At 69.4% G+C, this 21,622-nt stretch carries 18 protein-coding genes and 1 pseudogene; 4 read left to right on the forward strand and 15 right to left on the reverse strand.

All coding sequences use genetic code 11. The features are described 5' to 3' along the window. The first annotated feature begins 16 nt into the window (after positions 1-16). Positions 17-1,102, forward strand: a complete 1,086-nt coding sequence (locus FGL15_RS04380; RefSeq protein ID WP_138945109.1) for a hypothetical protein — start codon at positions 17-19, stop codon at positions 1,100-1,102. Positions 1,103-1,609: 507 nt separating this feature from the next. On the opposite strand, the pseudogene araA reads toward FGL15_RS04380, so the two are convergent. The 9 genes and pseudogenes from araA to FGL15_RS04425 all read right to left on the reverse strand — a co-directional run. After that, positions 1,610-3,121: pseudogene (araA, locus tag FGL15_RS04385) on the reverse strand (L-arabinose isomerase); the annotation flags it as partial. Between the two features lie 175 nt (positions 3,122-3,296). Then, on the reverse strand, positions 3,297-4,004 hold the full coding sequence (locus FGL15_RS04395) for an L-ribulose-5-phosphate 4-epimerase (protein ID WP_138945110.1): 708 nt from the start codon (positions 4,002-4,004) through the stop codon (positions 3,297-3,299). After that, positions 4,001-5,698 (reverse strand): ribulokinase, encoded by a 1,698-nt coding sequence (gene araB, locus FGL15_RS04400; RefSeq protein WP_370282208.1) that lies wholly within the window; start codon positions 5,696-5,698, stop codon positions 4,001-4,003. The genes FGL15_RS04395 and araB overlap by 4 nt, the downstream gene beginning before the upstream one ends. Positions 5,699-5,931: 233 nt before the next feature. Continuing rightward, entirely contained in the window at positions 5,932-7,665 is a 1,734-nt protein-coding gene (locus tag FGL15_RS04405; protein ID WP_138945112.1) for a hypothetical protein, read from the reverse strand. Between the two features lie 41 nt (positions 7,666-7,706). Next, entirely contained in the window at positions 7,707-8,960 is a 1,254-nt protein-coding gene (mmsB, locus tag FGL15_RS04410) for a multiple monosaccharide ABC transporter permease (protein ID WP_085512640.1), read from the reverse strand. Positions 8,961-8,992: 32 nt separating this feature from the next. Beyond that, entirely contained in the window at positions 8,993-10,501 is a 1,509-nt protein-coding gene (gene mmsA / locus FGL15_RS04415; RefSeq protein WP_064295024.1) for a multiple monosaccharide ABC transporter ATP-binding protein, read from the reverse strand. Between the two features lie 137 nt (positions 10,502-10,638). Continuing rightward, positions 10,639-11,751: a multiple monosaccharide ABC transporter substrate-binding protein gene (chvE, locus tag FGL15_RS04420; RefSeq protein ID WP_079706775.1), complete on the reverse strand. Its 1,113-nt coding sequence runs from the start codon at positions 11,749-11,751 to the stop codon at positions 10,639-10,641. Between the two features lie 107 nt (positions 11,752-11,858). Beyond that, positions 11,859-11,999: a hypothetical protein gene (locus FGL15_RS20200; RefSeq protein WP_168223312.1), complete on the reverse strand. Its 141-nt coding sequence runs from the start codon at positions 11,997-11,999 to the stop codon at positions 11,859-11,861. 265 nt (positions 12,000-12,264) lie between these two features. Then, positions 12,265-13,284, reverse strand: a complete 1,020-nt coding sequence (locus tag FGL15_RS04425; protein WP_138945113.1) for a serine hydrolase — start codon at positions 13,282-13,284, stop codon at positions 12,265-12,267. Positions 13,285-13,417: 133 nt separating this feature from the next. Between FGL15_RS04425 and FGL15_RS04430 the strand changes: the two genes are divergently transcribed. Then, entirely contained in the window at positions 13,418-14,437 is a 1,020-nt protein-coding gene (locus tag FGL15_RS04430) for a LacI family DNA-binding transcriptional regulator (protein ID WP_064294998.1), read from the forward strand. A gap of 224 nt (positions 14,438-14,661) precedes the next feature. Here the strand turns inward: FGL15_RS04430 and FGL15_RS04435 are convergent, their stop codons facing one another. Then, entirely contained in the window at positions 14,662-15,858 is a 1,197-nt protein-coding gene (locus tag FGL15_RS04435; RefSeq protein WP_240773789.1) for an ROK family protein, read from the reverse strand. Positions 15,859-15,948: 90 nt separating this feature from the next. Between FGL15_RS04435 and FGL15_RS04440 the strand changes: the two genes are divergently transcribed. Beyond that, positions 15,949-16,422, forward strand: a complete 474-nt coding sequence (locus tag FGL15_RS04440; RefSeq protein WP_138945114.1) for a GNAT family N-acetyltransferase — start codon at positions 15,949-15,951, stop codon at positions 16,420-16,422. Between the two features lie 80 nt (positions 16,423-16,502). Here the strand turns inward: FGL15_RS04440 and FGL15_RS04445 are convergent, their stop codons facing one another. Beyond that, the gene (locus tag FGL15_RS04445) at positions 16,503-17,114 is read right to left on the reverse strand and encodes a hypothetical protein (protein WP_138945115.1); all 612 of its coding nucleotides are present in this window, start codon (positions 17,112-17,114) and stop codon (positions 16,503-16,505) included. A 132-nt stretch (positions 17,115-17,246) separates the two neighbouring features. Between FGL15_RS04445 and FGL15_RS04450 the strand changes: the two genes are divergently transcribed. After that, entirely contained in the window at positions 17,247-17,750 is a 504-nt protein-coding gene (locus tag FGL15_RS04450; protein WP_138945116.1) for a metallophosphoesterase, read from the forward strand. A 21-nt stretch (positions 17,751-17,771) separates the two neighbouring features. Here FGL15_RS04450 and FGL15_RS04455 read toward each other — a convergent pair whose 3' ends face one another. The 4 genes from FGL15_RS04455 to FGL15_RS04470 all read right to left on the reverse strand — a co-directional run bounded on the left by FGL15_RS04455 (position 17,772) and on the right by FGL15_RS04470 (position 21,621). Continuing rightward, positions 17,772-18,914 (reverse strand): Gfo/Idh/MocA family protein, encoded by a 1,143-nt coding sequence (locus FGL15_RS04455; protein WP_138945117.1) that lies wholly within the window; start codon positions 18,912-18,914, stop codon positions 17,772-17,774. 82 nt (positions 18,915-18,996) lie between these two features. Then, positions 18,997-19,692, reverse strand: a complete 696-nt coding sequence (locus FGL15_RS04460; protein WP_064295003.1) for a ThuA domain-containing protein — start codon at positions 19,690-19,692, stop codon at positions 18,997-18,999. Positions 19,693-19,741: 49 nt separating this feature from the next. Then, on the reverse strand, positions 19,742-20,695 hold the full coding sequence (locus FGL15_RS04465) for a carbohydrate ABC transporter permease (RefSeq protein ID WP_138945118.1): 954 nt from the start codon (positions 20,693-20,695) through the stop codon (positions 19,742-19,744). Beyond that, entirely contained in the window at positions 20,695-21,621 is a 927-nt protein-coding gene (locus FGL15_RS04470) for a carbohydrate ABC transporter permease (protein WP_071258845.1), read from the reverse strand. The genes FGL15_RS04465 and FGL15_RS04470 overlap by 1 nt, the downstream gene beginning before the upstream one ends. Position 21,622: the final 1 nt, after the last annotated feature.

Consider the following 21,622-nt stretch of genomic DNA (forward strand, 5'->3'; position numbering starts at 1 on the left):
AACTAGGCTGGAGGGCGTGCAGGCGCTCCCCGAACCACTCGATCTGAGTGCGCTCACCCGGCCGCTCCCCCGCCACGACGTTCGAGAGCAGTGGCGAGCCTTCATCAGGGAGGACCCCGGCGCCCGCGATCGCATCGGGCGAGCCAGACGGCTCACCACCACCCTCGGCGCGCTGGGAGGCCTGTTCGGCATCTTCTTCTTCGGCCTGGTCGGCCTGCTCGCCTACGCTCAAGGCGGCAGGAACGCGGGAGGGATCGCCTTCGGCATGGGCTCGCTCGTGGTGGTCATGATCCTCCTCGCCGTGATCCTCGTCCGCATGACGATCCGGGTCTGGTCGCGTCGGACCCTGCGGCGCACACACCTCCGCCTCGCCAGCTTCGCCGAGGCCAACGGGTTCGACTACCGCGTCGGTCCCATCGCCCTCCAGCGCGACATGCCCTGGCGGAGCCGCGGGTCGGTGAACCTTCACCGAGTCCTCCGGAGCCGGGAGCCGCGCGGCATCGAGATCACCGACTACGAGGTCATCGGTAACCGCAAGAACCTCGCGGCCCCTTTCGGCGGCTACTGCGCGCTCCGGATGCCCGTCACACTCCCCCACATCCTGCTCCGCACCCAGGACGGACGCCGCCGAGGGATGACTGGCGCCGGCGCCCCGGCCGATGCGCAACGACTCAGCCTCGAGGGCGGGTTCGACCGCCACTTCCAGCTGTACTGCCCGGTCGGCTACGAGGCCGATGCCCTCTACCTGTTCACGCCCGACGTGATGGCGCGACTGCTCGACCACGTGCGCGGCTTCGACGTGGAGATCGTCGATGACTGGCTCCTGCTCGTGACCACCAAGGACCTCGTCACGACGAAGGTCGACGATTGGCGGGACATCGCCGCCGCTGTCGACGCCGTGGACGACCGCGTCGAACGCTGGGCACGGTGGCGGGAGACCCGAGGCGACCGGCGGAGCGCGAAGGCGGACGAGCAGGCCGCGGCGGCCGGCCGCGTCAGCACTCGTGGTCGGCGCCTCACCGTCCGCATGAGCGTCGACGACATCCTCATGTGGAGCGCGCTCGGGCTGTTCGTCGTCGGCACGATCATCGGGCTCCGGTAGCACGCCCGAACGTGCCCGAACCGACCCGGGTCAGTCGCCGTACTCGTCGAGGAACGTGTCCGACTCGGCATCGAGGGCACATCCCTCGGCGGCGGCCTCGGCCGGGGTGCGGTCGCCGGCGTCGATGATGGTGCTCGCCCGCTCCGCGATGCACCGTTCCATCGCCCGCTCGGCCGCCGCCGGGTCGGCGGCGGTGAACCCGCCCGTCGCTGCGACGATCGCGAGGACCGCTCCGACGCCGGCGACGAGGACGGTCCCACCGATCGCGAGCTTCCACCCGAGCCTCGTCGGCTCGGCCGTCCCCTCGTCGCCCGGCTCTTGCTGCTCCGTCTGCGTGAACACATCCGTCATCGGTCGACCCCCGTCGCTCAGCGCGCCACCCCCGGCGCGTCGCCCCAGGCTAGCAAGCGCCGTCGTCGCGCCGCACGATCGACGACACCACGACGCGAGACGGCCTCCCGCTGGTGGGCGGGAGGCCGTCTCGCGTCGGATCGTCCCGGGGCTAGAACCCTGGGCGAGGCGGTAGTACGCGTTGTTCCAGCGCACCTCGCGCTGGAAGTCGCGCGTCGTGGTCGACTCGTCGATCACCAGGAGCTCGGTCTTGGCGATCTCCGCGAAGTCGGCGAACACCTCGACCCCGACCGCGGTCGACATGACGGTGTGGTGCGCGGCACCGGCGGTCAACCAGGCGGCGGCCGAGGTCGCGAAGTCCGGTGCCGGCTTCCACACGGCGCGCCCGACGGGCAGCTTCGGCAGGGCCTCGATGGGCTGGACGACCTCGACGACGTTCGCCGTCAGCCGGAAGCGGTCGCGCATGTCGCTCATCGCGACGACGACTGCGGGGCCGGAGTCGGCCGTGAAGACCAGGCGCACCGGGTCCTCCTTGCCGCCGATACCGAGCGGGTGCACCTCGAGGGTGGCACGAGCCGAGGAGAGCGTCGGACTGACCTCGAGCATGTGCGCCCCGAGGATGAGCTCGTTGCCGGGCTCCATGTGGTACGTGTAGTCCTCCATGAGCGAGGCACCACCGGGGAGGCCGGCACCCATGACGGACGCGGCGCGCACGAGGACGGCGGTCTTCCAGTCACCCTCCGCGCCGAAGCCGTAGCCGTCGGCCATGAGGCGCTGGACGGCGAGGCCCGGCAGCTGACGCAGCTCGCCGAGGTCCTCGAAGCTCGTCGTGAACGCGGCGAAGTCACCGGCCTCGAGGAAGGAGCGCAGGCCCAGCTCGATCGCGGCGCCGTAGCGGAGCGACTCGTGCCGCTCGCCACCCTTCCGCAGCTCGGGGACGACGTCGTACAGCTCCTCGTACTCGGCGACGAGGGCGTCGATGTCGGCGTCCGTCGACGCGTGCACGGCCTCGGCCAGCTCGTTGACGCTCCACGTGTTGACCTGCACACCGAACCGCAGCTCGGCCTCGGTCTTGTCGCCCTCGGTGACGGCGACATAGCGCATGTTGTCGCCGAAGCGTGCGAGCTTGAGCTCGTGCGTGGCCGCCCAACCCGCAGCGGCGCGCTGCCAGGTGCCGACCTCACGCTGGACGCGCGGGTCGGAGACGTGGCCGACGACCGTCTTGCGGGCGACGCCGAGACGCGTCTGGATGTACCCGAACTCACGGTCGCCGTGCGCGGCCTGGTTGAGGTTCATGAAGTCGAAGTCGATCTCCGACCACGGCAGCTCGACGTTCGCCTGCGTGTGGAGGTGGAGCAGCGGCTTCTGCAGCGCGTCGAGCCCAGCGATCCACATCTTGGCCGGGCTGAAGGTGTGCATCCAGGTGACGAGACCGATGACGCTGTCGTCGGCGTTCGCGTCGAGCATGGCGCGACGGATCGACTCGGAGTCCTTGAGGACCGGCTTCCACTCGATCCGCACGGGGACGTCGGCGGCAGCTCCGAGTTCGGCGGCGATGGCCTGGGACTGCTCGGCGACCTGACGGAGGGTCTCCTCGCCGTACAGGTTCTGGCTGCCGGTGAGGAACCAGACGGTGTAGTGGTCGAGCGTGGTGGTGGGCTTCGGCATGGGTGGGTTCTTTCTTGAGGTCGTTTCGGTCCCTGAGCCTGTCGAAGGGCGGGACCGTGGTGGGTGGCCCTTCGACAAGCTCAGGGACCGGGAGGGTGTCAGGGACCGGGAGGGTGTCAGGGACCGGGAGGGTGTCAGGGACCGGGAGGGTGTCAGGGACCGGAGGTCGGTCGGGCTAGAGCGCGCCCTGCGGCGCCTGGCCGTAGACGTTCTGGTAGCGGTCGAACAGGGCGTCGATCGCTTCGGTCGGCATGGGCTTCGGCTCGCCGAGCTGGCGCGAGATGTGCACGGTGCGGGCGACGTCCTCGACCATGACCGCGGCCTTCACGGCGTCGCGGGCGTCCTTCCCGATCGTGAACGGTCCGTGGTTCTGCATGAGCACGGCGCGCGAACGGTGGCCGGTCAGCGTCTCGACGATGCCGCGCCCGATCGAGTCGTCGCCGATGATCGAGAACGGACCGACCGGGACCTCTCCGCCGAACTCGTCGGCCATCGCCGTGATGACGCACGGGATGGGCTCGGCGCGTGCGGCCCAGGCCACCGCGTAGGTGGAGTGGGTGTGCACGACCCCGCCGACCTCGGGCATATGCCGGTAGACGTATGCGTGTGCCGCGGTGTCGCTCGACGGCGACCGCTCAGCACCGGGCGTTCCCGGGATGACGTTGCCGTCGAGGTCGCAGAGGATCATGTTCTCGGGTGCGAGGTCGTCGTAGTCGACGCCGGAGGGCTTGATGACGAAGAGGTCGGCTCCCGGCACCCGACCGGAGACGTTGCCGCCGGTCCAGATGACGAGCCCGTACCGGACGAGCTCGCCGTGCAGCTTGGCGACGTCGGACCGGACGCGCGCGATCGCGACCTCGATCTCGGGTGAGTAGGTGTTCACGCGGTTACTCCTTCGAGGGCGGTGGTCTCGGTGTCGGTCGGCAGGCTGTCGACGCCGCCACCGAGGGCCGCTCGGCGGATGCGCTTCAGGCGCTTCATGACGTCGTTAGCGCCACGACCGAAGTAGTCGTGCAGCGTCGCGTACTCGGCGTAGAGCAGGTCGTACGCGTCGGCGGCTGCCTCGTTCGGCGTGTAGACAGCGCGGTTCACCTTGCCCATCGCGGCGCTGGCGGCCGGGACGTCCGGGTAGGCCCCTGCGGCGACGGCGGCGTGGATGGCCGAGCCGAGCGCGGGCCCCTGGTCGCTCGCCGTGATGGAGATCGGCAGGCGGAGGATGTCGGAGTACGTCTGCATGAGGAAGGGGTTCCGCTGCAGACCGCCGGCGACGATGAACTCGGTGACGGGGACGCCCGAGGCGTTGAACGTCTCGACGATCTTCCGGGTGCCGAAGGCGGTCGCCTCGAACAGCGCGCGGTAGACCTCCTCGGTGCGGGTGGTGAGCGTCAGGCCGAGGACGGTGCCGGAGAGCTCATGGTCGACGAGGACCGAGCGGTTGCCCGAGTGCCAGTCGAGGGCGACGAGCCCGTGCGCGCCGACGGGCTGGTCCTGGATGAGCGAGGTGAGGTACTCGTGGATGCTGACACCACGCGCCGCAGCCTCATCGGTGTACCGGGCGGGGACCTGGTTCGCGACGTACCAGGCGAAGATGTCGCCGACGCCCGACTGCCCGGCCTCGTAGCCGTAGAGGCCGGCGATGATGCCGCCGTCGACGACGCCGCACATGCCCGGGACCTCGCGGAGGACGTCGCCGTTCATGACGTGGCAGGTGGAGGTGCCCATGATCGCGACCATCTGACCGGGCGAGACGGCCTGCGCCGCGGGTGCTGCGACGTGCGCGTCGACGTTCCCGACGGCGACCGCGATGCCCTCACGGAGACCGGTCCACGCAGCGGCCTCGGCCGACAGGGTGCCGGCGGCGGCGCCCAGTTCACCGATCTCGTGCGCGACCTTGTCGTCGGCGAAGCGCTCGAACGCGGGGTTGAGCGCCGCGAGGAACTCGTGGCTCGGGTAGGCACCGTCCTGGTAGATGCCCTTGTAGCCGGCGGTGCAGGCGTTGCGCACGTAGGTGCCGGTGAGCTGCCAGATGATCCAGTCGGCCGCCTCGACCCAGTGGTCCATGCGCTCGTAGAGTTCGGGGTCCTCCTCGAGGAGCTGGAGGCCCTTGGCGAACTCCCACTCACTGGAGATGAGGCCGCCGTAGCGCGGCAGCCAGGACTCGCCCCGCTCGGCGGCGAGCTCGTTGATGCGGTCTGCCTGCGGCTGCGCGGAGTGGTGCTTCCACAGCTTCACGTAGGCGTGCGGGCGGTCGGCGTACTCGGGCAGCTCGTTGAGCGGCGTGCCGTCGGCGATGACGGGGACCATCGTGCAGGCGGTGAAGTCGGTGCCGATGCCGATGACGGCGGCGGGGTCGATCCCGGCGGCCTCGACGGCGCGCGGCACGGCGGACTGCATGACGGCGACGTAGTCGGCCGGCACCTGCAGCGCCCAGTCTGGCGGCAGCGCGGCGCCGGTGGAGGCGAGCTCACGATCCATGACGGCGTGCGGGTAGTCGAGCACCGCCGACCCGAGTTCGGCGCCGTCGGACACACGCACGACGACGGCTCGACCGGACAGCGTGCCGAAGTCGACGCCGATCGTGTAGGTCTCGGCGTGCGTGGCTGTCGCCTGCTCGGGGGCGCTGGCGGCCGGGTTCTGCTCGGTGTTCACCGGTGGGACTCCTTCGTCGATCTGGTGCTCGGTTGATTCGCGATGCTGTGGTGCAAGCGGGTGGGGGCGGCGGCTCGGTCGGGTGGATCAGGGCTGGACCGCGCTCCAGTGTACAACGTTGTATATTGCCGTGGCCATGGACAGGACGATGCGATCGCGATTCATGCGAGACCGCCCATCGCCTCGATGACGGCGCGTGCGTCGAGACGCTCGGCATCCGCGGCGCCGACCGCGCCCACGGTCCCCACGATCCGGCCCGCGCGGACGGCGACGACTCGATCGCAGACGGCCGCGAGCGCCGCCGGGTCCTCGCTCGAGACGACGACCGCCCGACCGGACGCCGCGAGCGAACGGATGAGGGCGCACCGCTCAGCCCGCCGACGTCCGTCCTCGGAGCCCGAGGCGCCCGCCGCACCGAACGGCTCGGCGAGCAGCACGGCGCGCGCGCCCGTGTCGGCGATGATCCGGAGCGACTCGGTGAACTGGTCGGCGTCCGGCCCGCGGTGTGCGCCGGGCAGTGCGGCGACCAGGCCGCTCGGCACGGTGGTCGCCCGGTAGTCGCGGCGCGGATCGGCCACGCCGAGCCGGACCATCCTCGTGAGGGCGTCCGGGGAGACGCTCGACGGCACCCCGCCGAGGAAGGAGAGGTCGAAGCGGATGGGGTGCTCGGTCGTGTAGAGCACCCCCGCGGCGCGCGCCAGCTCCGTCGTCGAGACGTCGACCACCGCACCGTCGAGCGCGACCGTGCCGCGGGTCCGTGCGCCGTACGACCGCCCGAAGACGCTCAGCAGTACCTCCCCGGCACCCGAGTCGGGCGGACCGAACAGCCCGAGCACCTCCCCCGGTGCGCAGGCGAAGGACAGGTCGTCGACGACGGTCCGCTCGGGGTCCGCCGGGTGGCTCGCGGTCCAGTGTTCGACGGTGAGGCCGGCGGCCGTCTCCGGCGATGCGATCGATGAGGCACGGTCCGACGTCGATGATCCGCCGGTGACCGGGCGGAACGCGTCGACGCCGCCCAGCCCGGCGGCCAAGGCTTCGAGCACCTCGCCTTCACCGTCCACGGCCGACAGCCGGATCGAGGGCGACGGGGCACCGCCGACGGCGAGCACGGTCGCCGTCGATGCGACCCGTGCGAGCCCGGTGACGGCCCCGGTCGCGAGGAGGACGCCGGGTGCGGGGGCGGCGGTTCGAGGAGCTCGGGCCACCTCGACCATCGCCTGCCGCCAGCGCTCGACCTCGTCCGCTCGAAGGGCGGGGCCGCTGTCGTCGATCACGATGAGCGACGCCTCAGCAGCGACCGACCGGGCCAGCTCCACGAGCCGACGCTCCACGACCGACAGGGCCCCGGCGGAGTCCGCGGACGACCGGTCGAGCCCGACGATACTCAGGGCACGGTGGATCCGCGCGGCATCGCTCTGCCCCACGGACGTCCGGTCGCTGGAGGGTCCTCGGAGGACCCGCGCGACCGTCTCCCGCAGGCCCGCCACACGCTCGGACCCGAGCAGGACGTTCTCGCCGATGGTCTGCGACCAGCTGATGGCCTGCCCGGCCGTCACGACGGCCACCCCGGAGGCGCTCGACGCGGCCCGGGACGACAGCCGCGCCGGTCGACCGGCGACGAGCACCGTCTCGGACCCGGACGCTCTGGCCGCGCCGCGCGGGGCGGAAGCCGTCCCGGACAACCGCGCGATCAGGTGCCGGAGCGTGGAGACCGGTCCGAGCACGGCGTGCACCGTGCCGAAGGGCACCTCGAGCAGTGGCGTGCCGTCCCGCAGGATCGCGAGCGCCCGCGGGACCGACGCGGACTCGGGCGGAGCGGCCGCCTCGCCACCACGCACGGAGGCGAGGGCACCGGCCAGGTCGCCGGTGCTCTCGCCTCCGTGGTGGATGTCCATGCGTCGGATCGATCCGGGTTCCGCTGTCGCGGACCTCGGGATCAGCGTCCGCCGCTGCGGCGCTTGTTGTAGACGTCGAACGCGACGGCCAGCAGCAGCACGAGGCCCTTGACGGCCTGCTGCCACTCGATGCCAAGACCGATGATCGACATACCGTTGTTCAGCACACCGATGATGAGACCACCGATGATCGCGCCGCCGATGGTACCGACGCCGCCCTGCACCGCTGCTCCACCGATGAAGGCCGCGGAGATCGCCTCGAGCTCGAAGCCGTCACCGGCCTTCGGACCGGCGAGGTTCAGGCGGGCCGTGAAGATGAGGCCCGCGAGCGCCGCGAGGAAGCCCATGTTGACGAACAGGAAGAAGTCGACCTTGCGGGTCTTAATGCCGGACAGCTCCGCGGCGTGACGGTTGCCACCGATCGCATAGATGTGGCGGCCGAAGACCGAGCGGTTCATGACGATGCCGTAGACGAGCACGAGGACGGCCAGCACGATGAGCGTGACCGGGATGCCCTTGTACGCGGCGAGGGCGTACACGAAGAAGCCGATGCCCGCGATGATGAGGACGAGCTTGGCGACGAACCACGGGAACGGCTCGGTGTCCTGACCGTACTTCTGACGGCCGAGGCGCGTGCGGACCTGCTGCACGACGAGGCCGACGACGGCGATGACACCGATACCGAGCGTCAGCGGGTCGATCGGGAAGTCACCGAACACGTCGTTCAGGAAGCCGTTGCCGAGCGCGCGGTACTCCGCCGGGAAGGAGCCGATGTTGGCGTTGCCGAGGACCACGAGCGCGAGGCCGCGGAAGATGAGCATGCCGGCCAGCGTCACGATGAACGCCGGGATCCCGACGTAGGCGATCCAGAAGCCCTGCCAGACACCGACGAGCGCGCCGATGGCGAGCGACAGGATGATCGCGATCCACCACGGCATCTGCATCTGCACGGCGAACACACCGGACACCGCACCGACGAAGGCCGCGACGGAACCGACCGACAGGTCGATGTGGCCGGCGATGATGACCATCACCATGCCGATCGCGAGGACGAGGATGTACCCGTTCTGCACGATCAGGTTGGAGATGTTCTGCGGCCGCAGCAGGATGCCGTCGGTGATGACGGCGAAGAACACGACGACGAGCAGGAGGGCGATGAAGATGCCGTTCTTGCCGAGGTCGCTGAGGATGTGGGTCAGCCAGCTCGTGAAGCGGTTGGTGGCCGGGTTGACGAGGCCGCCGGCGGCGGTACCGTCGCCTGCCGGGACGGTGGGTTTGGTGTCCAGATCGGACATTGCGGTTCTCCTTCGATCCGTCCGCGCCCGCGTCAGCGGGGCTTCTCCATGGTCATGAGTTTGAGGAGCGCTTCGGGGTTCGCTTCCTCGATCGGCAGTTCGCCGGTGATGCGGCCCTCGCTGAGGGCGTAGATGCGGTCGCAGATGCCGATGAGCTCGGGGAGCTCGGAGGAGATGACGATGACGCCCTTCCCCTCGGCGGCGAGGCGGTTGATGATCGTGTAGATCTCGTACTTCGCACCGACGTCGATGCCACGGGTGGGCTCATCGAGGATGAGGACGTCGGGGTCGGAGTAGATCCACTTCGAGAGGACGACCTTCTGCTGGTTGCCGCCCGAGAGCTTCCCGGTCTTCGCGAGCACGTTCGGAGCCTTGATGTTCATGCTCTTCCGGTACTCCTCGGCGACCTTGTACTCCTCGTTGTCGTTGACGAGTCCGCCGCGTTCGAGCTTCTTCAGCGAGGCCATCGAGATGTTCCGCTTGATGTCCTCGATGAGGTTGAGGCCGTAGTACTTGCGGTCCTCGGTCGCGTACGCGAGGCCGTTGTCGATCGCCTCCGACACCGTGCGAGTGCGGATCTCGGTGCCGTTCTTGAAGACCTTGCCGCTGATGCGGCTACCGTACGACTGACCGAACAGGCTCATCGCGAACTCGGTGCGTCCGGCGCCCATGAGGCCGGCGATGCCGACGATCTCACCGGCGCGGACGTTGAGGTTGACGGCGTCGACCATCACGCGGGTCGGGTCCTGCGGGTGGTGGGCGGTCCAGTCCTCGACGCGCAGGATCTCCTCGCCGATGTTCGGCGTGTGGTCCGGGTAGCGGTGCTCGAGGTCGCGGCCGACCATGTCCTTGATGATGCGCTCTTCGGTGACGTCGTTCTTCACGATCGTCTCGATGGTCTTGCCGTCGCGGATGACGGTGACGGTGTCGGCGACCTTCTTGATCTCGTTGAGCTTGTGGCTGATGATGATCGACGTGATCCCCTGCTCCTTGAGGTGCAGGATCAGGTCGAGCAGGTGGTCGGAGTCCTCGTCGTTCAGTGCGGCCGTCGGCTCGTCGAGGATGAGGAGCTTCACGCGCTTCGAGAGGGCCTTCGCGATCTCGACGAGCTGCTGCTTGCCGACGCCGATCTCGAGGATCTTGGTCGTCGGGTTCTCCCGCAGGCCGACCCGGGCGAGCAGTGCTGCCGCCTCCTGGTTGGTGCGGTTCCAGTCGATGAGGCCGAGCGGCCCCTTCAGCTCGTTGTTGAGGAAGATGTTCTCCGCGATGGAGAGGTAGGGGCTGAGGGCCAGCTCCTGGTGGATGATGACGATGCCCTTGGACTCCGAGTCGCGGATGTCCTTGAACTCCATCGTCTCGCCCTCGAAGACGATGTCGCCCTCGTAGGTGCCGAACGGGTAGACGCCGGACAACACCTTCATGAGCGTCGACTTGCCGGCGCCGTTCTCACCGCAGATGGCGTGCACGGTACCGCGCTGCACATCGAGCGTGACGTTCGAGAGGGCCTTGACGCCGGGGAAGGTCTTGATGATGTTGCGCATCTCGAGGATGCTCGTGGTCTCGCCTGACACCGTGTCTCCTTACAGGTGATCGTCGTTGAACCGGGCCCTCCGACAGGCCCAGGGATCGGAAGTGATTCCGTTCCCTGAGCCTGTCGAAAGGGGTGTTGCAGGACTGACTAGCCCTTGATCTCGTCTTCGGTCCAGTAACCGGAGTCCACGAGGACCTCCTGGATGTTGTCCTTGACGACGATCTGCGACTCGAGGAGGAAGGACGGGACGACCTTCTTGCCGTTGTCGTAGTCCTCGGTGTTGTTGACCTCGGGCTTCTCACCGTTCAGCACGGCGACGGCCATCTTGACGGCTTCGCTCGCCAGCTGGCGGGTGTCCTTGAAGATGGTCGCGTACTGCTCGCCGGACTCGATGGCCTTGACCGAGTCGAGCTCGGCGTCCTGGCCGGAGATGACGGGCCAGCCGTCGCCCACCGAGTAGCCGGCGTCGGTCAGCGCCGAGATGATGCCTCGCGAGATGCCGTCGTAGGGCGACAGGACCGCGTTGACCTTGCTGCCGTCGGAGTAGGTCGACGTGAGGATGTTCTCCATACGCTTCTGCGCGGTCTCACCGTCCCAACGGAGCGTTGCAGCCTGCTCGAAGGACGTCTGGCCGCTGGCGACCTTGAGGGTGCCCGCGTCGATGAACGGCTTCAGGGTGTCCTGAGCGCCGTCCCAGAAGAACGTGGCGTTGTTGTCGTCGGGCGAGCCGGCGAACATCTCGATGTTGAACGGACCGGCGGGTGCGCCCTCGGTGGGCTTGCCCTCGAGGTCGACGAGGCCGAGGCCGTTGAGGACCGAGTTGGCCTGCTGCACGCCGACCTTGTAGTTGTCGAACGACGCGTAGTAGTCGACGTTCTCGCTGTCGCGGATCAGGCGGTCGTAGGCGATGACGGGGATGTCGCCGTCCTTGGCCTCCTGCAGCACGCTCGTGAGCGTGGTGCCGTCGATCGAGGCGATGATCAGGACGGAGGCGCCCTTGGTGATCATGTTCTCGATCTGCGAGACCTGCGTCGGGATGTCGTCCTCGGCGTACTGCAGGTCGACCTTGAAGCCCTCCTTCTCCAGCTGCTCCTTGACGGCGTTGCCGTCCTGGATCCAGCGCTCGGAGCTCTTGGTGGGCATCGCGACGCCGACGAGCTTGCCGTCGCCTTCGCCGCCGCCCGATCCGCCGCTTGCGCCGCCGGAGCAGCCGGCGAGCGACACGACCATCGTGCCTGCGGCCAGCGTGGCGAGGAGCATTCTCTTCTTCACTGTGTGGTTCCTTCCCTAGGGAGTTGCTTGGACGTCATTGTCATGCGCAGGTCTGTCGGCTTCGATGTGTCCAGCTCATCGAGGCCGCTCATCGGCTACGTGGCGTTCGCGGGTGCGGGTGCGGACGCCTCGTCGTGGTGCCGGCGAGGGTGCAGGGAGAGGTGGCCGGCGGAGAGCCGGGCCGAGAGGGAGCTGTGGTCGGATCGATCGGTGCCGTGGATCGGGAGGTGGCTCATCGCCGACCTGCTCGCTCCATTGCGCTTCGTTCCCACGTCGACTTCCTCGTCACTCCGAATGTGACCGTTCACATTGTGTGTCACACGATAGCCCCAGACCTCCACCTGATGTCAAGTCGGGATGGGTCTCATTTTCATAACCGGCGACGGTCGGGGCATGGTCGCGCTCTCAGTGGGCCCGTGCGGGCAGGTGCCAGGGGCGCAGGTATGCCTCGATCAGCGTGCCCGGAACCCGGGGATGTGCCCCGGCGATCCCAGTGGACGCCTAGAGTTCGGCGTCGATCGCGCGGATGACGTCCCAGGCGCCGTCCTCGGAGTTCGACAGCACGACGACGTCGATGGCATCGGCGGCGGTCGGGCCGAAGTAGGTGCGGACGATGCCGCTCGCGCCGGGGTTGACACCGTCGAGGTACATCGATCGCACCTGGCCGTCCTCGTCGACGTCGAACTCGAAGCCGAAGCCGTAGGAGATCTCCTCGTCGACCTCGATCTGCGGGGAGGTGAACTCCTCGGTCAGCTCGGCGGTGAGGATCTTCGCGTCGCGGGCGGCGCGCAGGAAGGTGATCAGGTCGGCTGCGGTGGACTGAGCACCGGCGTCCGGGCCGCCGAGCGGCGGGAAGGCGTCGGCGTTCGAGTGCCAGACGCCGTCGTCGTCGACGTCGCCGCCCTCGGCCAGGCCGGGCTCGCCCGTCCGGCGGTCGACGAAGCCCGAGTGGTCCATGCCGACCAGCGCGAACACCTGCTGCTCGATGAGCTGGCGGTACGGCAACCCCGTCACGCCCTCGAGCGCGAGTCCGAGCAGCACGTAGCCCGCGTTGACGTAGTTCGCCTCCTCGCCGGGGGCCGCGAGCGGCTCCTTGTCGGCGAAGAGCGGCAGGAGGTCGGCGGTCTCGCGGATCGACGAGGCCGGGCGCTCGGCCCAGAGGTCGTCGTAGCTCTCGCCGGCGGTCTCGTCGGCGTCGTCAGCGATGCCGGAGGTGTGGGTCAGCAGGTGGAGCAGCTGGACGTCGCGACGGATGGTGGTGCCGTCGAGGTCGACGTACTCGTGGATCGACTCGTCGAGGTCGATGTGTCCGGCGTCGACCTGCTGGAGCACGGCGGCGGCGGTGAAGAGCTTCGTGATGGAGGCCGTGTCGAAGCGGGTGTCGAGGGTGATGGGCTCGTCGCGCTCCCTCGAGGCGAGGCCTCGGGCGGCCTCGAAGAGCGTCTCGTCACCGCGCTTGACGAGCACGACGCCCGAGAAGTCGGTGGCTTCGATGACGCGGGCGACGCTTTCGGTATCCATCCTCCAACGGTACCGTCGCGGACCCCTCCGTGGCTCCACGCACCCCGGGGCCCCGATCCGTCGGGGGCCTGACGCGTGTGCATAATGGGTGCAGCACGAAATGTGACCGTGCACATCGAGGTCCGAGGAATCCGTGAGCGACGACGCCGAACGGGGGCGAGCCCCCAATATCCGTGATGTCGCGCGCCTGGCCGGGGTGTCGCACCAGACGGTCTCGCGGGTGCTCAACAACCACCCGAGCATCCGCGACTCCACTCGCGACCGGGTTCTCGCCGTCATGGACGAGGTCAACTACCGTCCGAACCGGGCGGCCAGGGCGCTCGTGACGAGTCGGTCGCGGACCATCGGCGTGCTCGCGAGCCAGCGGTCGCAGTACGGTCCGGCGAGCATGATCCAGGCGATCGAGAACGCGAGCAAGGACGCGGGCTACCTCGTCAGCACGGCGAACCTGCCCGACGTCTCCGACGCGTCGATCGTCGCCGCCGTCGAGCATCTGCTCGCGCAGTCGGTGGATGGCATCGTGGTCATCGCACCGCAGGTCCGGGTCTTCCGGGCGATCGAGGAGTTGCAGGTACGGGTGCCGTTCATCGCGGTGCAGTCCGGCGGCGACCTCGACGACCACTCGATCGGTGTCGACCAGGTCGCCGGAGGACGCTTGGCGACGCGGCACCTCATCGAGCTCGGCCATCGGAACATCTACCACCTCGCCGGCCCGCAGGACTGGATCGAGGCGGAGGCGCGCATGCACGGGTTCCTCGCCGAGATGAGTGCGCAGGACGTGCCGACGACCGCGCCGATCCTCGGTGACTGGACCGCCGACTTCGGCTATCGCGCCGGGATCGAACTCATGCGGGTGCGCGACTTCACGGCGATCTTCTCGTCGAACGACCAGATGGCGCTCGGCCTCATCCATGCGATCCGCGACGAGGGGTACGACGTGCCGCGCGACGTGTCGATCGTGGGGTTCGACGACATCCCGGAAGCGCCCCACTTCTGGCCGCCGCTCACGACCGTGCGGCAGGACTTCGACGAGCTGGGGCGTCGCTGTGTCGCGCGGTTGCTCGGCAACCTCGAGGTTGACGCCGTCGGGTACCGCGGAACGATCGAGCCCGAGCTGATCGTGCGGAAGTCGACGGGTCGCCCGGCCTTCTGACCCCTGGCGGTCGTGGTCTGGTGATGGCGCCAGCGCGGTGCGCTGACGCGAGCGCGGGCCACACGCGTGAGCGCGCCCCTCCGGAGACCCGCGCTCGAGTCCACGCCCCGCGCCCACGCCGACTCGCGCGATCTCGCGTCAGCGCACCGCGCTGACGCGAGGTGAGCACGTCTCGCGTCAGCGCACCGCGCTGACCACCAGGCCGACAGCACTCGCGGCGACGATCACCAGGCGGCGGGGTCCGCGATGAGTCGGTCGAACGCGAGTTCCGCGGCACCAATGAGCAGGAGGTCCTGGCCGAGTTCCGCACGCACGATCGTGACGTCCTCGAACGGCGGGACGAGCGCCCGCTCACGGACCGCGTCGTGCAACTCCTCCGACGCCAGTTCGAGCACGATCCCGAGATGCCCACCGAGGACGACGAGCTCCGGGTCGAGAATGTTCACCGTCCCGGCGAGCGCCCGCCCGAGCGTCCTGGCCTGCCGGACGACCTCCTCCCGCATCGCACCAGCCGGATCGGCCGCGATGCCCTCGGCGAGCGCCGCTTCGAGGACCGCGTCGTCTCCGGCGGTGAGCCCGGCGACACGGAGCAGCTCGCTGCGTCGGACGGCGTCTTCGAGCGCGTTGCCGGCGGCCGTCGCCGAGGTGTGACCGAACTCCCCCGCGTACCCGCGCGCACCACCCACCGGTCGGCCGCCGGCGATGATGCCGCCGCCGATACCGCTCGCGCCGCCGTTCAGGTAGACGAGGTCGTCGATGCCGCGGCCCGCCCCGAAGGTCCGCTCGGCCCGGGCGCCGAGACTCGCGTCGTTGGCCGCGAACACCGCGCGACCGGTCGCGGCACGCAGTCGTTCTACCAGGGGTTCGTCGACCCATCCCAGGTGCGGTGCGAGCCGGACGACTCCGTCGGCGTCCCGGACGAGCCCGGGGATCGCGAGCCCGATCCCACCGCCACCGCGCGCCTCGTCGGGCAGGCGGGCGGCGAGTTCCGCGACCAGCTCCGCGATGATCGCCGTGGCCTCGGCCGCCGTCGGTGTCGTGTCGACCTCGCGACGCACGCGCTCGACGACCTCGCCGCCGAGTCGCACAGCCGCCACCGTGATCGCGTCGAGTTCCGGGTTCGCGGCGAAGGCGACGGCTCGCGGGCCGGCCGAGACGAGCGGCGACGGCCGGCCGACACCCTGCCCGCCGACCGGGACCGACTCCGTGACGATGCCGGTCGATGCGAGTTCCGTGACGAGTGCGGCGACCGTCGACCGGTTGAGCCCGGTCGCCCTCGTGAGCGCCGACCGCGACTGCACCCCGCCCTGGTGCACGAGCTCGACGATCCGCCCGAGGTTGCGACGGCGCACCGAGTCGAGTCCGCTCCCCATGCCGGATCCGCCCGCCGGACCCGCCCCGACCGCTGTCGATTCGCTCACACGCACACCCTCTGCTCGATCCCTCCAGTGTTCCCTATCCGGGCACGCGCCGGTTCACCCGCCGCCAGCCGTGGATGGTTGACTGGACGGATGCCCGCCGCCTGGACACTCCGCCCCGCCACCATCGACGACTCGACCTGGACGGCCGAGCTGCGCGCCGTCGTCATGCGGCCCGACCTCGAGCGCCTCGGTCGCTACGACGAGACCCGCGTCCGCCGTCGCTTCCTCGACGGATATCGACCGGAGCACACCTCGGTGATCGAGGTCGACGGCGTCGCGGCAGGGCTGGTCGCCCTCCGTCCGGAACCCGGCGAGCGGTGGCTCGAGCACTTCTACCTCGCACCCGAACACCAGGGCGCGGGTCTCGGCACCGCGGTGCTTGCGCGGTTCCTGTCCGATGACGGTGATCCGCGCCCGTTCCGTCTCAACGTCCTGCAGGGCAGCCCGGCCCGCCGCCTCTACGAGCGCCACGGCTTCACGCTCGAACGCGAAGACGAGGTCGACGTCTGGATGGTCCGCGGCACGGGAGCAGGAGATCGGCACGGCAGCAGGACGTTCGGCTGAGTGACGTCCTGCCACCGAGCGGATCTCCTCCTGCGACGCGGGCACCGGCTACCGGGTGAGCCGCGCGGCGCCGGAGCAGCTCACGCGGGCTGGCGGACCGTGGTGACGATGTCGACGAGGTGCGGGTCGGCCGGCGCGGAGCCGAAGCCGAAGCGCACGGGCGGATCGAGTCTGGCGAGGGTGCCGAGGTCCGCACCGGACCAGCTCGCGGTGGCGGCGGTGATGCGGCGAGCGCCGGTCACGCCGTAGTACTCGCGTCGACCGTTGCCGGCGGAGCCCGCCGTCCGGGCGCCGGGTTGGAGCACCCGGGCGAGGGGGTCGATCGTCTGCAGCCAGACGGGGTTCACGGCCACCGGCTTGGGGACGACCCGCAGCGCCCGGCCGAGCGGCGAGCTCCCGCCGATGCGGAGGGTCGTGTCGAGCGGACCGCCCACGAAGCGGAGCCCCGTCGGCAGGCGCGTCCAGCCGACGGTGCCGATCTCGACGTCGTCGAAGGTGTACGTGGAGGAGATGAAGTCGGCGATCTCCTGCGTCGGCGCGAGCAGCAGGCGTTTGCCGCGGGAGTCCTCGATCATCGCGTCGGCGAAGGAGCCGAACGGGGAGGTGGACCAGAGCCCGAGGACGATGCGGACGCCGCCCGTGGTGCCGTAGCCGGCGATCCTCCCGGAGAAACGAAGGTCGATTGCGGGCATGGGATCACCCTAGTCGCCCCGTCTGCGGGAGTGTCCGTCAACGGCGGCCCGCGGCCCGGTCGCCGAGCAGGTCGACGGGCGCCCGAGCACCACCCGGTTGACGGCGTCGGCGCGATCCGCTTCCGTGGGAACATGCCGACCTCGCTGCTCCTCCTCGCCGACACCCACTTGCCGAAGCGGGCGAAGGTCCTGCCGGACGCGGTCTGGGCCGCCGTCGACGCAGCGGACCTCGTCGTCCACGCGGGTGACTGGGTCGATGAGGCGACGCTCGACGCCCTTGAGGCCCGGGCCGCCCGCCTCGTCGGCGTCTTCGGCAACAACGACGGCCCCGGCCTCCGCGCGCGTCTTCCCGAGGTCGCGCGCTTCGAGCTCGACGGGCTACGGTTCGCCGTCGTCCACGAGACCGGAGCGGCGACCGGTCGCGAGCGACGAGCCGACGAGGCCTTCCCCGACACCGACGTCCTCGTCTTCGGACACAGCCACATCCCGTGGGACTCGGTCTCCCCCGCCGGTCTGCGTCTGCTCAACCCCGGCTCGCCGACGGACCGCCGTCGTCAACCGGAGTGCACGATGATGACCGCCCGGGTCACCGACGGCACCCTCACCGACGTCCGCCTCATCCCGGTCGCCCGCTAACCCTCCCCCGCCCGCGAACTGTCACTCGACGCTAGTCCGAGCGGCTGGAACTGTGCCGGAGTGACAGTTCGCGGGCCACGGGTGCCGGACGGGGACGGTACTGGTCAGCTCCACGACGCGGTGCTCACGACCGGCGACGATGATCGCCTCCATGATCTCCAACACGTGGAACGCGAGGTCACCCGAGGCCCGATGCGGTCGGTCCTGTTCGATCGCCTCGGCCAGGTCGGACAGGCCCACGCCGCGCCCTGCGTCGACGAAGCCGGCGCTGTCGGGGACGGCACGCCAGGTGCGGTCGTCGGCCGTCGCGATCTCCACCGGGTCCGAGAACCGGTTCGGGTCGGGCACGGCGACCGTCCCGCCCGTCCCGTAGACCTCAAAGAGCGGCACGCGGCTCGCCCACACCTCGAACGAGACCGTCACGGTCGAGACCACCCCGTTCGCGTGCTCGAGGATCGCGGTGACGTGCGTGTCGACCTCCTCGTGCACCGGGATCGGCGTCCCGGCCAGCGCTCCGGTCGCGACCGACCGCTCACGATCCGACCGTGCGACCGCCCCCGACACCCGCACGACGGGACCGAAGAACGACACGAGGCTCGTCAGGTAGTACGGCCCCATGTCGAGGAGCGGTCCGCCGCCCGGCTGGTAGTAGAACGCGGGGGCAGGGTGCCACAGCTCGTGTCCCGGGGCGCTCCAGGCGACCGCCGCGGCGATCGGCCGACCGATGGCACCGCTGTCGAGCACGGCGAGCGCCGTCTGGACGCCCGACCCGAGGACGGTGTCCGGCGCGCTGCCGACGCGGAGGCCCTTCGCTGCCGCGAGCTCGAGCACCGGTCGCGCCTCGGCGGTCGACAGCGCGAGCGGCTTCTCCCCGTAGACGTGCTTGCCGGCCTGGAGAGCTCGGAGCGCGACCTCGGCATGCGCGGCCGGGATGGTGAGGTTCAGGACGACGTCGACCTCGGGGTCGGCGAGCAGCTCGTCGACGCTCGACGACCGCACGCCCTGTTCGGCGGCGACCTCCGCGGCGCGGGCGAGATCGAGGTCCGCGACGACGACGAGCTCGAGGTTCGGCAGCTTCGGGAACTCGGCGAAGTACTGCTTCGAGATGTTGCCGACGCCGATGACGCCGACCCGGAGGACGGACCCTCCGGTGGTCTCGGACACTCCGTTCAGCGAGCTGCCCACAGCAGGCCCCTTTCGATCATGGCGCGGCCGGCGTTTCGGCACCGGTCCTCGACGATCCCGTTCAGCGTGCTGCCCACAGGAGGCCCCTTTCGATGATGGTGCGGACGTTCGGGTCTTCGACGATCTCGATGCGGTGGCCGGGAGCGGACACGAAGATCCTGCCCTTCCCCCACTGCCGTGTCCAGATGGCGGGCGCCGTGACGGGACGGTTCCACGCGTCCCAGGGCCGCACCTCCTGTGTCGTGGTCGCGAGGACGTCGTTGTACTCGTCGCTCAGCACCCAGTACTGCTCGGTGACGAGGTCGAAGTCCTCGATCCCCTCCGTGATGGGGTGGGTCCGTCCGTACTCGGTGATGTGGACGGTGTACGGGATGTAGTTGTCGGACTGCTCCCCCGTCCGCTCGGCCGGGTCCTTGCCGGCGTGGTGCGCGAACTGGCCACCGATCATGTGCAGGTAGTCGGCGTTGTTGCGGTACGAGTCCGCGATCCCGCCGTGCCAACCGGCCATGCCCGTCCCGTTCAGGACGGCGCGCTGCAGGCCGGCGAACTCCTCCGGCTCGATGGTGTTCATCGTGTTGATCTGCACGATGAGGTCGACCGTGTCGAGGTAGTCGGTGTCCGTGTAGACGGTGGTCCCGTCCTCGACGCGGACGGTGAACCCGTTCGCCTCCAGGAAGGGGATGAAGGCCGCGGTCGTCTCGACGGGCATGTGCCCGTCCCAGCCGCCTCGCACCACGAGCGCCTGCTTGTCAGTCATGTGTTCCTCTCAGGGGATGGTTCGGTCATTGGTCGGCTCGCGATCAGCACTACTTGCTGAAGCCGGCGGTCATGCCACTGATCAACTGGCGTCGGCCGAACAGGTACAGGATGAAGATCGGCAGGGTCGACAACACCACGGCGGCGAGCACCGCCGGCACGTTCACGCTGAACGAGCCTTGGAACGTCCACAGCGACAACGGCAGCACCCGGTTGCTCGGCGACTGCGTGAGCACGAGTGGGAACAGGAACCCGTTCCACACGTTGAGCGCGTTGTAGAGCGCGACGGTGACGATCGCCGGCCGGGCGAGCGGGAGGACGAGCGAGACGAGGGTCCGCCAGCTCGACGCCCCGTCGACGGTCATCGACTCGAACAGCTCCTTGGGGATGTCGCGGATGAAGTTCGACAGGATGAGCACGGTGACGGGCACCGCGAAGCCGATCGACGGCAGGATCAGCGCCAGGAGGGTGTCGTAGAGTCCCGCTTTGCTGAGCATGTAGAACAGCGGGATGATCGTCGCCTGCAGCGGGATCGCGAGGCCGAGCAGGAAGAACGAGAACGCTCCCCGCGTGAACCGGGAGTTGGTGCGCACGATCGCGTACGACGCCATGAGGCAGACGAACACGGTGACGGCGACGCTCGCGACCGTGATGATGACGCTGTTGCCGAGGTACAGGAAGAAGTCGCTCTGCAGGACGAGGGCGTAGCCGTCGAGCGTCGGATCGCTCGGTGGGATGAGCTGGTTGCTCGAGAAGAACCCGGCCTGCGGACGCACGCTCGTGATGACGATGTAGTAGATCGGCAGCACGATGATGAGCAGCCAGATCCAGGCGCCGATACCGCCGATGATGTTCGGTTTGCGACGGGCACCTCGGGGGCGCTTGCCTCGCGTCTCGTGCTCGCCTGGGCGTCCGCGCTTGGAGCCGGCCGTCGAGACGCTGACCGTGTCGAGGCTTCCCGTCGGGAGCGCGCCGGGCTTCGTGAGTGGGTTCGTCGCTGACATCAGAGGCCCTCCTGCTGACTGTCCATCTTGGCGAAGCCGCTCAGCTTGGTGAGCAGCAGGGCGATGGCGAGACCGATGACGGCCAGGATGATCGCCATGACGCTCGCCTGCCCGAACTGGCTCGCGGAGAAGCCCGTCACGTACATGAGGATCGGGAGGATGCGGGTGCCGGCGCTCGGAACGCCGCCGGTGAGCACGAAGATCACGTCGAAGTAGGTGAGCGAACCGATGATCATGAGCGTGGACGACGTCACGAGCGTGTACCGCAGCTGCGGGAGCGTGATGTGGAAGAACTGCTTGACCGTCCCAGCCCCGTCGATCTCGGCCGCCTCGTAGAGGGACGCCGGGATCTGCCGCACGCCACCCTGGAACAGGAGCGTGTGGAAGGGCACGAACTGCCACGCGATGATGAAGATCACGACGAAGAGCACGAGCTGCTGGTTGCCGAGCCAGTCCTGCTTGAGGAACGGGATGCCGAGCGACGCCGACAGGCCGAAGTTGGGGTCGAGGATCGCCTTGAACGCGATGGCCGTCGCCGCCGACGACAGCAGGAGCGGCAGGAAGAAGATCGCGCCGAGGACGGCCCGGTTGCGCTGCTTGCCGGCGGTCCAGGTCCCGAGCAGCAGGCTGATCGGGGTCTGGACGATCCAGGAGATCACGATGACCTTGAGGGTCAGGACGAGGGCGTCGATCGCGACCGGGTCGACGAGGACGGAAGCCCAGTTGTCGAGGCCGACCCACGCGGGGTCGGTGATCGCGTCCCAGCGGGTGAAGCTCAGGTACAGGGCGACGATGAGCGGGATGATCGCGAAGACGAGGAAGAAGCCCAGCGCCGGCGCGACCATCCAGCCGCTGGGGCCGGTGCGGCGGCGCATCGCTGCCGCACCGGCCCCTCGGGCCCCGTTCAATGGACGGGTGACGGTCATC

It is taken from the genome of Plantibacter sp. M259, assembly GCF_006065115.1.
In the GTDB taxonomy this organism is placed as follows: domain Bacteria; phylum Actinomycetota; class Actinomycetes; order Actinomycetales; family Microbacteriaceae; genus Plantibacter; species Plantibacter auratus.

Excerpts from the sequence above, each read along its gene's own strand:
- mmsA (WP_064295024.1), bottom strand. The coding sequence starts at position 10,501 with ATGCGCAACATCATCAAGACCTTCCCCGGCGTCAAGGCCCTCTCGAAC.
- FGL15_RS04460 (WP_064295003.1), bottom strand. The coding sequence starts at position 19,692 with ATGACTGACAAGCAGGCGCTCGTGGTGCGAGGCGGCTGGGACGGGCAC.
- FGL15_RS04440 (WP_138945114.1), top strand. The coding sequence starts at position 15,949 with ATGCCCGCCGCCTGGACACTCCGCCCCGCCACCATCGACGACTCGACC.
- FGL15_RS20200 (WP_168223312.1), bottom strand. The coding sequence starts at position 11,999 with ATGAGCCACCTCCCGATCCACGGCACCGATCGATCCGACCACAGCTCC.
- chvE (WP_079706775.1), bottom strand. The coding sequence starts at position 11,751 with ATGCTCCTCGCCACGCTGGCCGCAGGCACGATGGTCGTGTCGCTCGCC.
- FGL15_RS04450 (WP_138945116.1), top strand. The coding sequence starts at position 17,247 with ATGCCGACCTCGCTGCTCCTCCTCGCCGACACCCACTTGCCGAAGCGG.
- FGL15_RS04425 (WP_138945113.1), bottom strand. The coding sequence starts at position 13,284 with ATGGATACCGAAAGCGTCGCCCGCGTCATCGAAGCCACCGACTTCTCG.
- FGL15_RS04465 (WP_138945118.1), bottom strand. The coding sequence starts at position 20,695 with ATGTCAGCGACGAACCCACTCACGAAGCCCGGCGCGCTCCCGACGGGA.
- FGL15_RS04405 (WP_138945112.1), bottom strand. The coding sequence starts at position 7,665 with ATGGACATCCACCACGGAGGCGAGAGCACCGGCGACCTGGCCGGTGCC.
- mmsB (WP_085512640.1), bottom strand. The coding sequence starts at position 8,960 with ATGTCCGATCTGGACACCAAACCCACCGTCCCGGCAGGCGACGGTACC.
- FGL15_RS04445 (WP_138945115.1), bottom strand. The coding sequence starts at position 17,114 with ATGCCCGCAATCGACCTTCGTTTCTCCGGGAGGATCGCCGGCTACGGC.
- FGL15_RS04470 (WP_071258845.1), bottom strand. The coding sequence starts at position 21,621 with ATGACCGTCACCCGTCCATTGAACGGGGCCCGAGGGGCCGGTGCGGCA.